Origin of the sequence: Amycolatopsis albidoflavus (assembly GCF_039525725.1) — a bacterium.
Taxonomy (GTDB): Bacteria; Actinomycetota; Actinomycetes; order Mycobacteriales; family Pseudonocardiaceae; genus Amycolatopsis; species Amycolatopsis albidoflava.
This window is the reverse complement of the sequence record NZ_BAAAHV010000031.1, coordinates 323307-338258: the sequence shown is the minus strand read 5'-3', so window position 1 is coordinate 338258 and position 14952 is coordinate 323307. Positions and strand designations below refer to the sequence as shown.

Genomic DNA, 14952 nt, shown 5'->3' with positions numbered 1-14952 from the left:
AAGGCATCTTTCCCGCCTTGACAAGCACCCCCGCGCCGTAGTCACACTAAAAAATCGGGGTGCCAAGCCTCACCACCCGGGCGCAATGTCGCCGCCAGGCGACGAGCCGCCCAAGCCCAGCTAGGAAGCAAACCCCCCAGCCCCAGCCCAGTCGAGCGCAAACGCCGGAAGAACCCCAAGCACCAACGTAACCACAACACCCAACGCAATAGCCGCAGTAGTAAACCCACCCGGCACAGTCACCGTAGGCCCATCAGCAGCAGGCTCAGAGAAGTACATCAACACAATGACCCGCAGATAGAAGAACGCCGCCACCGCACTAAACACCAGCGCGACGACAACCAACGGCGCCATCCCATCCGACAACGCCGCCGAAAACACCACGAACTTCCCGACAAACCCACTGGTCAACGGAATCCCCGCCAACGCCAGCAACAGGAACGTAAACACCCCTGCAAGCAACGGAGACCGCTTAGCCAACCCAGCCCAAGCGGAAAGATGCGTAGCCTCCCCGCTGGAATCCCGAACCAGGGAAACCACCCCAAACGCAGCCAACGTAGTAAACCCATACGCCAGCAGATAGAACAACGTGCCCGACAACCCGTCCTCGGTCATCGCGATAGCACCGACAAGCAAGAAGCCGGCATGCGCCACCGACGAATAAGCGATCATCCGCTTAACATCAGTCTGCGTCAGACCCAAGATCGCCCCGAGCGCCATCGAAATAATGGCCACGGCCCACATAACCCCGCGCCACTCCCAGCTAGTCGAGGAAAACCCGACGCTGAGCACCCGAAGAATCGCCCCGAACGCGGCAACCTTCGTACAAGCAGCCATAAACCCGGTAACCGGAGTAGGCGCACCCTGGTAGACGTCCGGCGTCCAAGTGTGGAACGGACCAACCGACCCCTTGAACAGCAGCCCCACCACCAGCAAGCCAAGACCAGCGAACAACAACGTGTCCGAACGGTCAGAACCAGCAGCAGCGTGCGCGATGTCGGCCAGCTTCACCGAGTCCGCGTAGCCATACAGCAACGCCAGCCCATACAGGAAGAACGCCGACGAGAACGCCCCCAGCAGGAAGTACTTAACCGCGGCTTCCTGCGAGATCAGCCGACGCCGACGAGCAAGCCCGCACATCAGATACAGCGGCAGCGAAAGCACTTCCAGCGCGATGAACATCGTCAAAAGATCATTCGCCGCGCAGAACGTCATCATCCCGCCGAGCGCGAAGAGCGTCAGCGGAAAGACCTCAGTCTGCGACGTAGTAGCAGCCTGCGCCCGATCCTGCACCGTCCCCGGCCGAATCGCCGCGTGTGCCACGAACGCGCCGCCAGGCTCGACCTTCCGGTCCGCGATGAGGAACACCGCACCAAGCCCGAGCAGCAACAGCGTGCCCCACAGGAACAGCGACGGCCGGTCCACCGAAATCGAGCCGGAGAACGTCGTCGTACCGGCCTTAGAAGCGGAAGCGCCGGTCGCGTAGAGGATCAGCGAAACCCCTGCGGCGATGATCGCGACGAGGGAGATCGTGACCTGGATCCCCCATCGCGTCGCCTTCGGTGCGAACGCCTCCACCAGCACGCCGATGCACGCGACGCCGAAGACGATCAGCATCGGCAGCACGGCCGCGTAATCGACCGAAGGCACTTCGATCGGCGCTGCCGGCGCCTGCGCCAGGAACATGTCGAGCACGGTTTACTTGCCTCCCTGCACGGCAGACAGCGTCGCCTGCACCGACGGGGTGATCGTGTCGAGCATCGGCTTGGGGTAGAAGCCCAGTCCGATGATCAGGATGACCATGGGCGCGAGGATCGCGATCTCGCGTTTGCCCAGGTCGGTAATAGCCTTGCGAGCGCCGAGTTCCGGCGCGATCGCGGTGCCCGGTCCCCCGCCGACGCCCACGAGAGCGTCACCGCGAACCGGGCCTTGCATGATCCGCTGGTACAGCCACAGCACGTAAGCCGCGGCGAGCACCATGCCCACGGTCGCGAGGATCGTGTACACCGGCTGGTCCACAAAGGACCCCAGCAGCACCAGGAACTCGGAGACGAACGAGTTGGTCCCGGGCAGCGACAGCGCGGAAAGACCGGCCAGCAACAGCATTCCGCCGAGCAGCGGGGTCACCTTCGCCATGCCGCCGTAGTCCGAGATCTTGCTCGACCCGCCGCGCATCACGATCAGGCCGATCACCACGATCAGCATCCCCGTGGAGAGACTGTGGTTCAGCATGTACGACACCGAGCCGACCATCGCCTGCTCGTTGAAGGTGAAGATGCCCAGCGCGATGAACCCGAAGTGGGCGATCGACACGTAGGCGATGAACCGCTTCATGTCGCGCTGCCCGGCCGCGAGGATCGAGCCGTACAGCACGCCGATCACCGACAGGATCAGCACCAGCGGCGCGAGCGCTTTGCTCCCCTCCGGGAACATCGGCAGGCAGTAGCGCAGGAAGCCGAACGTGCCGACCTTGTCCAGCACGCCGACCAGCAGCACCGCGACGCCGATCGGGGCCTGGCCCGCGGCGTCCGGCAGCCAGGTGTGGAACGGGACCAGCGGCGCCTTGATCGCGAACGCGAGGAAGAAGCCGAGGAACAGCCAGATCTGCGTGCCGGTCGGCGCGTCGCGCACCACCGTCACCAGCGTGGCCCAGTCGAACGTGCCCTTGCCGCCGAGCTTGTCCGAGGCCAGCGAGTACGCCCCGATCGCCGAGGCCAGCATGATCAGGCCGCCGAGGAACGAGTACAGGAAGAACTTCACCGCCGCGTACTGCCGGTTCGCGCCGCCGTAGCCGCCGATCAGGAAGTACATCGGGATCAGCATGATCTCGAACAGCACGTAGAAGAGGAACACGTCGGTCGCCGCGAAGACGCCGATCGTGATCGCCTCCTGCAGCAGGATCAGCGACAGGAACCCGCCGGCGCTGCGGCCCGCGGGCAGTTTGTCGGTGAGCCCGAGCGCGCCCACGACGATCGGCACCAGCAGCGCGATCACCGCGATCATGATGAGCGAGATGCCGTCGGTGCCGAACGAGATGTGGATGCCGAAGCTCGGGATCCAGTCCATCGTCGTGGCCTGCTGGATGCGCTCGCCCGAGGGCGAGTAGCTCGCCCAGAACGGGATGATCAGCAGGAACTCCACAATGGACACGGCGAGCGCCGTGGCGACCGCGGCCCGGTCGTTCCCCTTGAGGAACGCCAGCACCAGCGAGCCGGCCAGCGGCAGCAGGATGAGCGCCAGAAGCCAAGTCATGTCAGGAGAACCTCACCAGCAGAAGGGCCGCGAGAAGCAGGAACGTGCCGCCGAGCATGGACAACGCGTACGACCGCACGAATCCGGTCTGCATCCGGCGCAGCCGCCCGGACCCGCCGCCGAGTGCCGCGGCGAGGCCGTTCACCGCGCCGTCGACGCCGCGGTTGTCCACGTACACCAGCGCCCGCGCCAGCCAGGTGCCCGGACGGGCGACCAGGGTTTCGTTGAGCGCGTTGCCGTACAGGTCCTTGCGCGCCGCGCGGACCGGCCAGGCCACCCGCTCCGGCCGCTCGACCGGAACATCGCGCGACGGGCGGAACAGCCAGACCGCCAGCAGCACGCCGAGCGCGGCCAGCACCAGCGTGAGCGCCGGGACCGTCCACGAAGGAATCGGAGTGTGCTCGGCCTCCGCGTGCTCGCCGACCACCGGGGCCAGCCAGTCCACGAACCGGTTGCCCAGCGCGAAGAACGCACCGGCGCCGACCGAGCCGACGGCCAGGATCGCCATCGGGACCCACATGATCGGCTTGGACTCGTGCGGGTGGAAGTCGCGTCCGTCGCTGCTCTTGATGTCCTTCCAGCGCTGCTTGCCGAAGAAGGTCAGCATCATCAGCCGCGTCATGTAGAACGCCGTCAGCCCGGCGCCGATCACCGTCGCGAGGCCGAAAGCCCAGCCGCGCCAGCCTTCCTGGCCGAACGCCGCCTCGATGATCGCGTCCTTCGTGTAGTACCCGGTGAGGAACGGGAAGCCGATGATCGCCAGGTAGCCGAGGCCGAAGGTGACGAAGGTGATCGGCATCTTCTTGGCCAGGCCGCCGAACTTGCGCATGTCGACCTCGTCGTTCATGCCGTGCATGACCGAACCGGCCCCGAGGAACAGCCCGGCCTTGAAGAAGCCGTGCGCCACCAGGTGCATGATGCCGAGCGCGTAAATGCCCGGCCCGAGGCCGACCGCCAGCATCATGTAGCCGATCTGGCTGACCGTCGAGTACGCGAGCACCTTCTTGATGTCGTCGTAGGCACAGCCGACGACGCACCCGAGCAGCAGCGTGACCGCGCCGACGAGCGTGACCACCAGCCGTCCGTCCGGCGTCGCGGTGAAGATGACGTTGGAGCGGGCCACCAGGTACACGCCCGCGGTGACCATCGTCGCCGCGTGGATGAGCGCCGACACCGGGGTCGGGCCTTCCATCGCGTCCGGCAGCCACGCCTGCAGCGGGAACTGGCCCGACTTACCGCAGGCGCCCAGCAGCAGCAGGATCGCGATGGCGGTGATCGCGCCCGGCGGGATCTTGCCCTGCGCCACGCCCTCGAAGACCTGCGCGTAGCCGGTCGACCCGACGTACTTGAACATCAGGAAGATCGCCAGCGCGAGCCCGACGTCGCCGACGCGGTTCATCAGGAACGCCTTCTTCGCCGCGGTCGCCGCGGACGGGCGGTTCTGATACCAGCCGATCAGCAGGTACGAGGCGAGACCCACGCCCTCCCAGCCGAGGTACAGCGTCACGAAGCTGTTGCCCAGCACCAGGATCAGCATCGAGGCGACGAACAGGTTCAGGTACGCGAAGAACCGGTACCGGCCCTCGTCGTCGGCCATGTAGCCGATCGAATAGAAGTGGATCAGCATGCCGACGCCGGTGATCAGCAGCACGAACGTCAGCGACAGCGCGTCGATGCGCAGCCCGAAGTCCACTTGCAGCTGGGTCACCGGGATCCAGGAGTAGATCTTGGTGTCGGTGACCGAGTGGCTGTCGGTGGAGAAGAACAGGATCACGGCGTACACGAAGGCGAGCGTGACGGTGGCACAGCCGAGCAGGTGCCCCCACGCCTTCGCGCGTTTTCCGGATAGCAGCAGAACCAGGGCGCCGAGGGCGGGAAGGGCCACCAGCAGCCACGATGATGCGGTCACTCGGTCGTCTCCCTCAGTACTTCAGCAGGTTCGTGTCGTCGACCGAGGCCGAGCGGCGGGTGCGGAAGATCGCCATGATGATCGCCAGCCCCACCACGACCTCGGCGGCCGCGACCACCATCACGAAGAACGCCATCACCTGGCCGTGCAGCCCGCCGTTGATGCGGGCGAAGGTGACCAGGGTCAGGTTCACCGCGTTCAGCATCAGCTCGATGCACATGAACACGACGATCGCGTTGCGGCGGACCAGCACGCCCACCGCGCCGATGCAGAACAGCAGCGCGGACAGCAGCAGGTAGTAGCTCGGGGTCACTTTCCTTCCCCTTCTTCTTCCTCGGCGGGCGCGGCCTTTTCGGCTCCGCCGACCAGTGCGTGCGCGTCGGGCTTGGGGCCCTCGTCCGCGATGAGCTTGCGCTCGCGCATGAGCCGGATCGCCGAGGTGGACTCGATGATCTCCGACAGCGATTCCGGCGCGACCGAACCGTCCGGCAGCAGCGCCGGGGTCGAGACCGAGCTGGCGGTGGCGAACACGCCGGGACCGGGCAGCGGCGACGGACGGTCGTGCTGGCCCTGGAAGCGCAGCTTGACCAGTTCGCGCTGGGAGAGCTTGCTCTTGCCGCTCCGGCCGGTGAAGGCGAGCACCATCGCGCCGAGCGCGGCGGTGATCAGCAGCGCCGAGGTGAGCTCGAACGGGAACAGGTACTGGGTGAAGATCAGCCGGCCGAGGCCGCCGGGGCCGCCGCCGGTCTGCTGGTACGGGTCGAGCGGTTTGGCCGGGGTCACGTTCACCATCGCGCGGAACACGCCCGCGGCGATCAGCGCGGCGAGCCCGATGCCGAGCACCGACGCGGCGAGCCGTTGCCCGCGAAGGACTTCGACCACCGAGTCCGAGCTGTCCCGGCCGACCAGCATCAGCACGAACAGGAACAGCATCATGATCGCGCCGGTGTAGACGATGATCTGGGTGAACCCGAGGAACGGCGCGGACTGCGTCATGTACAGCGCGCCCAGCGTCAGCATCGTGAGCACCAGCCACAGCGCCGAGTGCACGGCGTTGCGGGAGAAGATCATCCCGAGCGCGCCCAGCAGCGAGAGCGGGCCGAGGATCCAGAACGCGATGGCCTCGCCGGTCGTCACGGACGCGTCGACGCCGGACGCCGGCGCCTGCGCGAGAAGGGCGGCGATCACTTCTTCGCCTCCTGCTGCTGCGCGTTCGCGGCCAGCTCGGGACCGTTCACGTAGTAGTCCTGCTCGTTGTCGCCGAGCCGCATCGGGTGCGGCGGCTGCTCCATGCCCGGCAGCAGCGGGGCGAGCAGGTCTTCCTTGGTGTAGATGAGCCGCTGCCGGTCGTCGTCGGCGAGCTCGTAGAAGTTGGTCATGGTGAGCGACCGGGTCGGGCACGCCTCGATGCACAGGCCGCAGCCGATGCAGCGCAGGTAGTTGATCTGGTAGTCCGCGCCGTAGCGCTCGCCCGGCGAGTACCGCTCTTCGTCGGTGTTGTTGCCGCCCTCGACGAAGATCGCGTCCGCCGGGCACGCCCACGCGCACAGCTCGCAGCCGACGCACTTCTCCAGCCCGTCCGGATGCCGGTTGAGCTGGTGGCGGCCGTGGTAACGCGGCGCGGCCGGAGCGCCCGCCTCGGGGTACTCCTCGGTCGCGACCTTCTTGAACATCATCCCGAAGGTGACGCCGAATCCCTTGATGGGATTGAGGAAGTCAGTTGCCGCCATCTTCTGTTCCTTCCTGTGCGGCCGCCGCGGTGACGCCGGCCGGCTTGCGCCGCGCGGCCTTCGCCTCCGCCTTGGCCAGCGCCTTCTGCCGCGGCGTCGCGTCCGGGACCCGCAGGTCCAGCGGCGGCAGCGGGTAGCCGCTTCCGGCCAGGTCCACGTAATCCGATTCGGGCACCTTCTTGTCCGGCAGCGCGAGGCTCAGCAGCACGAGCACCACCAGCACGATGCCGACGCCGACGAGGATCTGCGGCCAGCTCCACTGGATCGTCTTGATCGCGACCACGACCACGATCCACACCAGGTTCACCGGGACCAGGACCTTCCAGCCCAGCCGCATGAACTGGTCGTACCGCAGCCGGGGCAGCGTGCCGCGCAGCCAGATGAAGCCGAACAGCAGGATGAAGGTCTTGGCGAAGAACCAGAGGATCGGCCACCAGTTCTGGTTCAGCGCCGAATCGTCGCCGACGAACGGGAACCGCCAGCCGCCGAGGAACAGCGTGGTGCAGAACGCCGAGACGATCACCATGTTGACGTACTCGGCGAGGAAGAACATCGCGAACTTCATCGAGCTGTACTCGGTGTGGAAGCCGCCGACCAGCTCGGATTCGGCCTCGGGGAGGTCGAACGGCGCGCGGTTCGTCTCGCCGACCATCGAGATCACGTAGATCACGAAGCTCGGGATCAGCATGTAGAAGTACCAGCCGTGCGTCTGCGCCTGCACGATTTCCGAGGTCTGCAGCGATCCGGAGTAGAGGATCACCGCGACGATCGAGAGGCCCATCGCGATCTCGTAGGAGATCACCTGCGCCGCCGAGCGCATGCCGCCGAAGAGCGGGTACGGCGAGCCGGAAGCCCAGCCCGCCAGCACGATGCCGTACACGCCGACCGACGAGCAGGCGAGGATCACCAGCACGCCGACCGGGAGGTCCATCAGCTGCAGCACCGTCCGGTGCCCGAAGATCGAGACGACCGGGCCGAACGGGATGGCCGACAGCGCGATCAGCGCGGGGACCGCGGAGAGCACCGGCGCGAGGAAGTACACCTTGCGGTCGGCGGTGTCCGGGATGATCTGCTCCTTGAACGGGAGCTTGACCGCGTCGGCGAGCGACTGCAGGTAACCGCCGGGGCCGACCCGGTTGGGGCCGGGCCGGTTCTGCATCCGGCCGATCGCCTTGCGCTCCCACACGATCAGGAAGATCGTCAGGACCGGCCCGATCAGCAGGACCACGACCGCCTTGATCAGGACGAGCCACCACGGGTCGTCGGCGAGCAGCCGGGCGCGTTCGGCCGCGTCCGGGTACTCGGCGAGGAACTGCGTGAGCTGCGGGCTCACTGGTCACCTCCGGAGATCTGCACGAGCGCGCCGTGTCCGGCGGCGAGTGCGGCGCGGACGGCCGAGCCGTCGGAGTTGCCGGGCAGCCACACCACGCCGTCCGGCAGGTCGGCGACCTCGACCGGCAGGGTGATCGACCCGCGCTCGTTCGACACCCGGACGGTTCCGCCTAGTCCTTCGGCGGTCTTGGCCGAAAGACGCGCGACCGGCGGCCGCTGGGTGCCCTTGAGGTGCGGTTCGTCGTCCTGCAGCGAGCCGTTGTCGATCAGCTGCCGCCAGGTGGCGAGCACTGCCTGGCCCTCGCCCGGCTCAGAGCGCCCCAATGTGGCATTGGGTGCGTCAGATGCACCGAACGCCACATTGGGTGCGTGGGATGCACCCAATGCCACATTGGGGCGGTTGCCGAGGCGAGCGAAATCGGCGGCCGCGGCGGCCGGGGTCTGGGTGAACAGGTCGGCGTCCATCTCAACGGCCAGGGTGTCGAGCACCCGGCCGTCGGAGAGGGAACCGGTGCCCTCCAGCGTGATGTCGAAGTCGCGGCGGCGGCCTTCCCAGTTGAGGTAGCTGCCGGACTTCTCGACCGCCGGGGCGATCGGCAGGACCACGTCGGCCCGTTCGGTGACCTCGCTCGCCCGCAGTTCCAGGCTGACCACGAACCCGACGTTGTCCAGCGCGCGGCGGGCCAGGTCCGGGTCCGGCAGGTCGTTCGGGTCGACGCCGCCGATCACCAGCGCGTCCAGTTGCCCGCCGGAAGCGGCCTGAAGGATGCCGGTGACGTCGCGGCCCGGCTCGGCCGGAAGCTCGGTGCCCCACTGCTTGCCGACCTCGGCGCGAGCCGCGTCGTCGGCGACCGAGCGGCCGCCGGGCAGAAGCGTTGGGACACAACCGGTTTCGAGTGCACCCCGATCGCCCGCGCGGCGCGGGATCCACGCCAGCCGGGCTCCGGTGCGAGCGGTGAGCCGCAGCAGCGCGGAGAACAGACCGGGGATTTCCGCGGCCCGCTCGCCGACCAGGATCACCGCGCCTTCGCCGCTGAGCGCCGTGTCGACGTCGGCCGCGTGCTGCGCGATGCCGTCTACTGCCGCCGCTTCGCCGCCGGGAACGCAGGCCAGCAGTTCGCCGAAGGTCTTGCGCACCGAGGAGGTCGTCCACTGTCCCAAGTGGACAACGCGGGTGCGGTTCTTGCGGGCCGCCTTGCGCAGCCGCAGGAACACGATCGGCGCTTCGTCCTCGGGCTCGAACGCCACACACAGCACCGTCTTGGCCTGCTCGAGCTCGCCGAACGTCACGCCGGTCTCCGGCGTGGTGCCCACGACAGTCGAGCCGAGGAACGCCAGCTCCTCGTCCGAGTGCGCGCGGGTGCGGAAGTCGATGTCGTTGGTGCGCAAGGCGATCCGGGCGAACTTCGAGTACGCGTAGGCGTCCTCGACGGTCAGCCGGCCGCCGGTGAGCACCGCGGCGCCCTTGCCCTCGCGGGCTTTCAGCAGCCCGGCCGAGGCGATCCGGAGCGCGTCGGTCCAGGACGCTTCCTCCAGCTCGCCGTTCTCATTGCGAACGAGCGGACGGCGGATCCGGTCACCGGCCTGGACGTAGCGGAACGCGAAGCGGCCCTTGTCGCACAGCCATTCCTCGTTCACCTCCGGGTCGTCGCCGGCCAGCTTGCGCTGGACCTTGCCGCGCCGGAAGTCGGTGCGCTCGGCGCAGCCGGACGAGCAGTGCTCGCACACGCTCGGCGACGACACCAGGTCGAACGGCCGCGACCGGAACCGGTACGCCGCGCTGGTGAGCGCGCCGACCGGGCAGATCTGGATCACGTTGCCGGAGAAGTAGCTCTGGAACGGCTCGCCGCCGGTGGTGCGGGAGGCGAGGTCGAGCACGTCGGCGGTTTCCGCGGTGCCGATCTGCTGATGCGCGCCGCGTTCGAGCAGCGCGATGAACGGGTCGCCCGCCACCTGGTCGGAGAACCGGGTGCAGCGCTGGCACAGCACGCAGCGTTCCCGGTCGAGCAGCACCTGCGACGAGATCGGCAGCGGCTTCGGGAACGTGCGCTTCGTGTCGACGAACCGCGATTCCGCGCGGCCGTGCGCGAGCGCCTGGTTCTGCAGCGGGCACTCGCCGCCCTTGTCGCAGATCGGGCAGTCCAGCGGGTGGTTGATGAGCAGCAGCTCCATCACGCCCTGCTGCGCCTTGTCCGCGACCGGCGAGGTGAGCTGGGTCTTGACCACCATGCCGTCGGCGACCGTCATCGTGCACGAGGCCTGCGGCTTCGGCATCGGACGGCCGCCCATTTCGACCTCGACCAGGCACTGGCGGCACGCCCCCGCCGGGTCGAGCAGCGGGTGGTCGCAAAACCGCGGGATGCTCGTGCCGAGCCGCTCGGCGGTGCGGATCAGCAACTCGCCCTTGGGCGCGATGACCTCTTCGCCGTCGATGGTCAGCTTGACGTGGCCCTCGGGGACCGGCGTCTCAGCCGTTTCGGGCTTGTCGGGCGCGATCGTCATGCCTGCGCTCCCACCAGTTCTCGCTTAGCGCTTTCACACAGGGCCAGGAACTCGTCCCGGAAGTACTTGATGCCGCTCTGGATCGGCGACACCGCGCCGTCGCCGAGCGCGCAGAACGAGCGGCCGAAGATGTTGTCGCACACGTCCAAGAGAGTGTCGATGTCCTCTTCGGTGCCGTGCCCCTCGACCATCCGCTCGAGGATCTGCGCCAGCCAGTACGTGCCCTCGCGGCACGGCGTGCACTTGCCGCAGGACTCGTGCTCGTAGAACTGCGTCCACTTCATGACCGCCCACGGCACCGAAACGGTCTCGTTGAAGACCTGGACCGCGGTGGTGCCGAGCATCGAACCGGCCTCGGCCGCGCCCTCGAAGTCGAGCGGGACGTCGAGGTGCTCGGCGGTGAACATCGGCGTCGACGAACCGCCCGGCGTCCAGAACTTGAGCGGGATGCCGTCCTTCATGCCGCCGGCCAGCTCCAGCAGCTCGCGCAGCGTGGTGCCGAGCGGGCATTCGTACTGGCCGGGCTTCTCGACGTGACCGGAGATCGAGTAGATCTTCGGGCCGGGCGACTTCTCGCGGCCCATCTCGCGGAACCACGACGAACCGGCGTTGATGATGTACGACGCGCTCGCGATGGTCTCGACGTTGTTCACCGTCGTCGGCGCCGCGTACAGCCCGGCGGCGGCGGGGAACGGCGGCTTGAGCCGGGGCTGGCCGCGGCGGCCTTCGAGCGAGTCCAGCAGCGCCGTTTCCTCGCCGCAGATGTACGCGCCGGCCCCGGCGTGCACAGTCAGCTCGAGGTCCCAGCCACTGCCGAAGATGTTCTTGCCGAGGTAGCCCTTCGCGTACGCCTCGCGCGCGGCCGCGTTGAGCCGGCGGATGCAGTGCAGCGCCTCGCCCCGGACGTAGATGAAGCAGTGGTGCGACCGCATCGCGTACGAGGCGATGATGCAGCCTTCGAGCAGCGAATGCGGGTCCGCCATCATCAGCGGAATGTCTTTGCAGGTACCGGGTTCGCCCTCGTCGGCGTTGATCACCAGGTAGTGCGGCTTGTCCTCGTTGGGCGGCATGAACGACCACTTCACGCCCGCCGGGAAGCCCGCGCCGCCTCGACCGCGCAGACCGGAATCCTTGACCACCTGCACGAGCTGCTCTGGCGTGGCGGCCAGCGCCTTGCGCGCCGCGGTGTAGCCCTCAAGCGCTTCGTAGGTCTCGATGCGCCAGGATTCCGGGGACAGCCAGCGCTTCGTGAGAACCGGAGTGATGGGATCTGCCATTACTTCTTCTCCACTTCGGGAAGCGGAACATCCTGCGCGCCGGGGGCGGACCAGCCGCGGTCAGCGGCGATCTGCGCGCCGCGCAAGGTCTCGACCGCCTGCGACGGACCGTCCACCGCACTGCGGTAGGCGGCCTCGTCCTCCGGCCAGAACCCGGCGAGCTGCCGCTCCGCGCCCTTGAAGTCAGTCAGCGCCGCACCGCGCGTCGGGGCTGGCTTTTTGCCTGCCTGCAACGCATCGACGAGCGCGACCGCCTGCTCCGGCGTCTGGTTGTCGAAGTACTCGTAGTTGACCTGGAGCACCGGCCCGAGGTCGCACGCGGCGAGACATTCCGCGTGCTCCAAGGTGATCGAGCCTTGTTCGCCCGGAGTGCCCGCGGTTTCCTCGTGCCCCAACGGCTTTTCGGCGGAACCGAGGTGCGCCTGGAGCTTCTTGTAGATGTCGTCGCCGCCCAGCGCCGCGCACAGCGTGTTGGTGCAGACGCTCACCAGGTGCTCGCCGCACGGGCGGCGCTTGTACATGGTGTAGAACGTCGCGACCGCGCTGACCTCGGCGTCGGTCAGGTCGAGGTGCTGCGCGCAGAAGGCGATGCCTTCCTGGCTCACGTAGCCCTGCACCGACTGCACGAGGTGCAGCATCGGCAGCAGCGCCGACCGCGACATCGGGTAGCGGGCGATGATTTCCTTCGCCTCGCGGTGCGTGTCGGCGTCGAACACGTCCACGGCGGGCGCGTCAGCGAGGATGCCCTCGGCGACGGCCGGGTCGGGCGCGATCGCCGCGACGTCGGTGTCCGAGCCCGCCGCGGCGTACGTCTTCGTCGCGTCGTGCGGACCCGGCTCCGGGACTGCGGTCGGGTTCGTCATCGGTCAACTCCCCCCAGAACCGGGTCGATCGAGGCGATCACGACGACGAGGTCGGCGACCAGGCCGCCCTCGGCCATCGCGGGCATCGCCTGCATGTTCACGAAACTCGGCTCCCGCAGGTGCACGCGCAGCGGGCGGGTGCCGCCGTCGGACACCAGGTGCGCGCCGATTTCGCCGCGCGGCGATTCGACCGGGGCGTAGACCTGGCCCGGCGGCACGTGGAAGCCCTCGGTGACGAGCTTGAAGTGGTGGATCAGGGATTCCATCGACTGGCCCATGATCTTCTTGACGTGGCCGAGCGAGTTGCCCATGCCGTCGCTGCCGATGGACAGCTGCGCCGGCCAGGCGATCTTCTTGTCCTCCACCATGACCGGGCCCGGCTCGGCCATCTTCGCGACCTGCTTCATGATCCGCAGGCTCTGGTGGATTTCCTCCAGCCGCAGCAGATACCGCGCCCAGCTGTCCGCGTCGGTCGAGGTCGGGATGTCGAACTCGAGTTCGTCGTAGCGCGAGTACGGCTCGGTCTTGCGCAGGTCCCACGGCAAGCCGGCGGCGCGCAGCACCGGGCCGGTGACGCCGAGTTCGAGGCACGCGTCGAGCGGCAGCACGCCGACGTCCTTGAGCCGGTTGCGCCAGATCGGCTGGCCGGTGAACATCTTGTCGTACAACGGAAGCCGCTTGTCCATGATCTTGCAGAAGTCGAGGACCTTCTCGGCCCAGTCCTCCGGCAGATCCTGGGCGAGCCCGCCGGGCCGGATGAACGCGTGGTTCATCCGCAGGCCGGTCAGGTACTCCAGCAGGTGCATGGCTTCTTCGCGCTCGCGGAAGCCGAGCGTCATCGCCGTGGTGGCGCCGAGATCCATGCCGCCGGTCGCGATGAACACCAGGTGCGAGGTGATCCGGTTGAGCTCGAGGAGAAGCACCCGCAGAATCTCCGCGCGCGGCGGAGCCTTGATGCCGAGCAGCTTCTCGACGGCGAGGCAGTAGGCCATCTCGTTCGACAGCGGCGCGAGGTAGTCCGCGCGCGTCACGAAGGTGACGCCCTGGGTCCAGTTGCGGAACTCCGCGCTCTTCTCGATGCCGGTGTGCAGGTAGCCGACGACTGCGCGCAGCTGCGTGACCGTCTCGCCTTCCAGCTCCAGCACGAGCCGGAGCACGCCGTGCGTCGACGGGTGCTGCGGGCCCATGTTGATGACCATGCGGTCGTCATGCTGGGCGTCGCCGAGAACTTCGTCCCAGTCCCCGCCGGAGACGTGGTAGACGGGGCCTTCGGTGGTGTCGCGGACTTCGGCGTACTCGGCTTCCGTCGCTTCGTCGTTGATGGTCACGAGTACGACCTCCGCTGGTCCGGCGGCGGGATTTCCGCGCCCTTGTATTCGACCGGGATCCCGCCGAGCGGGTAGTCCTTGCGTTGGGGGAAGCCGTCCCAGTCGTCCGGCATGAAGATGCGGGTCAGCCCGGGGTGGCCGTCGAAGACGATGCCGAACATGTCGTAGGCCTCGCGCTCGTGCCAGTCCGCTGTCGCGTAGACCGGGACGAGGGACGGGACGTGCAGGTCGTCCATGTCCATGGTGATCTCGAGCCGGATCCGGCGGCGGTAGGTCATCGACAGGAAGTCGTAGACCGTGTGCATCCGCTGCGGGACGTCCACGCCGTAGTCGACGCCGGTGACCGCCAGCAGCATTTCGAACCGCAGGCCCGGGTCGTTGCGCAGCACCTTCGCGATGTCGGCGAGGTGCTCGCGGCTGACGTAGAAGGTGATCTCGCCGCGGTCCACAGTGGTCTGGAGGATCGCCGACGGCGGGATCTTGTTGTCCGCCAACGCCGCCATGAACTCGTCGGCGAACTCGTCGAACCAGCCGCCGTACGGGCGCTCGGCGGGCGGCGGGCTGTACGCGGGCAGCCGCAGGCCGCCGTAGCCGGAGGTGTCCCCGCTGCCGCGGACACCGAACATGCCCTTGCGCTCGCGCCCGGCGACGACCGGTTCGGCCGCTCCGGGCCCGTGCGCTTCGAGGCCTGCTTCGGGCCGCTCCGCGCTGGACTGCGGGCCGCCGGTTTCGGGAGTCTCTTCGGGGTTCTCAGGCACC

The 14952-nt window shown here is 67.9% G+C and carries 12 protein-coding genes; all 12 read right to left on the bottom strand.

Going from position 1 to position 14952, the window contains the following annotated elements; translation table 11 throughout:
* Window positions 1–120 precede the first annotated feature (120 nt).
* Genes nuoN through ABD156_RS46100 form a run of 12 tightly spaced genes read right to left on the bottom strand, consistent with a single transcriptional unit; the run spans window position 121 to window position 14951 of the window.
* Complete coding sequence (gene nuoN, locus ABD156_RS46155) at window positions 121–1686, bottom strand: NADH-quinone oxidoreductase subunit NuoN (RefSeq protein ID WP_377928375.1); 1566 nt, start codon at window positions 1684–1686, stop codon at window positions 121–123.
* A 12-nt stretch (window positions 1687–1698) separates the two neighbouring features.
* Window positions 1699–3252, bottom strand: a complete 1554-nt coding sequence (locus tag ABD156_RS46150) for an NADH-quinone oxidoreductase subunit M (RefSeq protein WP_344288285.1) — start codon at window positions 3250–3252, stop codon at window positions 1699–1701.
* Between the two features lies 1 nt (window position 3253).
* On the bottom strand, window positions 3254–5161 hold the full coding sequence (nuoL, locus tag ABD156_RS46145) for an NADH-quinone oxidoreductase subunit L (protein ID WP_344288283.1): 1908 nt from the start codon (window positions 5159–5161) through the stop codon (window positions 3254–3256).
* Window positions 5162–5174: 13 nt separating this feature from the next.
* Window positions 5175–5474 (bottom strand): NADH-quinone oxidoreductase subunit NuoK, encoded by a 300-nt coding sequence (nuoK, locus tag ABD156_RS46140; protein ID WP_033291119.1) that lies wholly within the window; start codon window positions 5472–5474, stop codon window positions 5175–5177.
* Window positions 5471–6349, bottom strand: coding sequence for an NADH-quinone oxidoreductase subunit J (locus tag ABD156_RS46135; RefSeq protein ID WP_344288280.1), 879 nt, complete (start codon window positions 6347–6349; stop codon window positions 5471–5473). Before ABD156_RS46135 ends, nuoK begins: the two co-directional genes overlap by 4 nt.
* Entirely contained in the window at window positions 6346–6891 is a 546-nt protein-coding gene (nuoI, locus tag ABD156_RS46130; RefSeq protein WP_182890363.1) for an NADH-quinone oxidoreductase subunit NuoI, read from the bottom strand. Before nuoI ends, ABD156_RS46135 begins: the two co-directional genes overlap by 4 nt.
* Window positions 6878–8224 (bottom strand): NADH-quinone oxidoreductase subunit NuoH, encoded by a 1347-nt coding sequence (gene nuoH, locus ABD156_RS46125; protein WP_344288277.1) that lies wholly within the window; start codon window positions 8222–8224, stop codon window positions 6878–6880. The genes nuoI and nuoH overlap by 14 nt, the downstream gene beginning before the upstream one ends.
* A complete protein-coding gene (locus tag ABD156_RS46120) occupies window positions 8221–10725 on the bottom strand; it encodes an NADH-quinone oxidoreductase subunit G (RefSeq protein WP_344288275.1) in 2505 nt (834 codons plus the stop codon). Before ABD156_RS46120 ends, nuoH begins: the two co-directional genes overlap by 4 nt.
* Window positions 10722–12002, bottom strand: a complete 1281-nt coding sequence (gene nuoF / locus ABD156_RS46115) for an NADH-quinone oxidoreductase subunit NuoF (protein ID WP_116202057.1) — start codon at window positions 12000–12002, stop codon at window positions 10722–10724. The genes ABD156_RS46120 and nuoF overlap by 4 nt, the downstream gene beginning before the upstream one ends.
* Complete coding sequence (gene nuoE / locus ABD156_RS46110; RefSeq protein WP_344288272.1) at window positions 12002–12865, bottom strand: NADH-quinone oxidoreductase subunit NuoE; 864 nt, start codon at window positions 12863–12865, stop codon at window positions 12002–12004. Before nuoE ends, nuoF begins: the two co-directional genes overlap by 1 nt.
* Window positions 12862–14193 (bottom strand): NADH-quinone oxidoreductase subunit D, encoded by a 1332-nt coding sequence (locus ABD156_RS46105; protein WP_344288270.1) that lies wholly within the window; start codon window positions 14191–14193, stop codon window positions 12862–12864. Before ABD156_RS46105 ends, nuoE begins: the two co-directional genes overlap by 4 nt.
* Entirely contained in the window at window positions 14190–14951 is a 762-nt protein-coding gene (locus ABD156_RS46100; protein WP_344288268.1) for an NADH-quinone oxidoreductase subunit C, read from the bottom strand. The genes ABD156_RS46105 and ABD156_RS46100 overlap by 4 nt, the downstream gene beginning before the upstream one ends.
* Window position 14952: the final 1 nt, after the last annotated feature.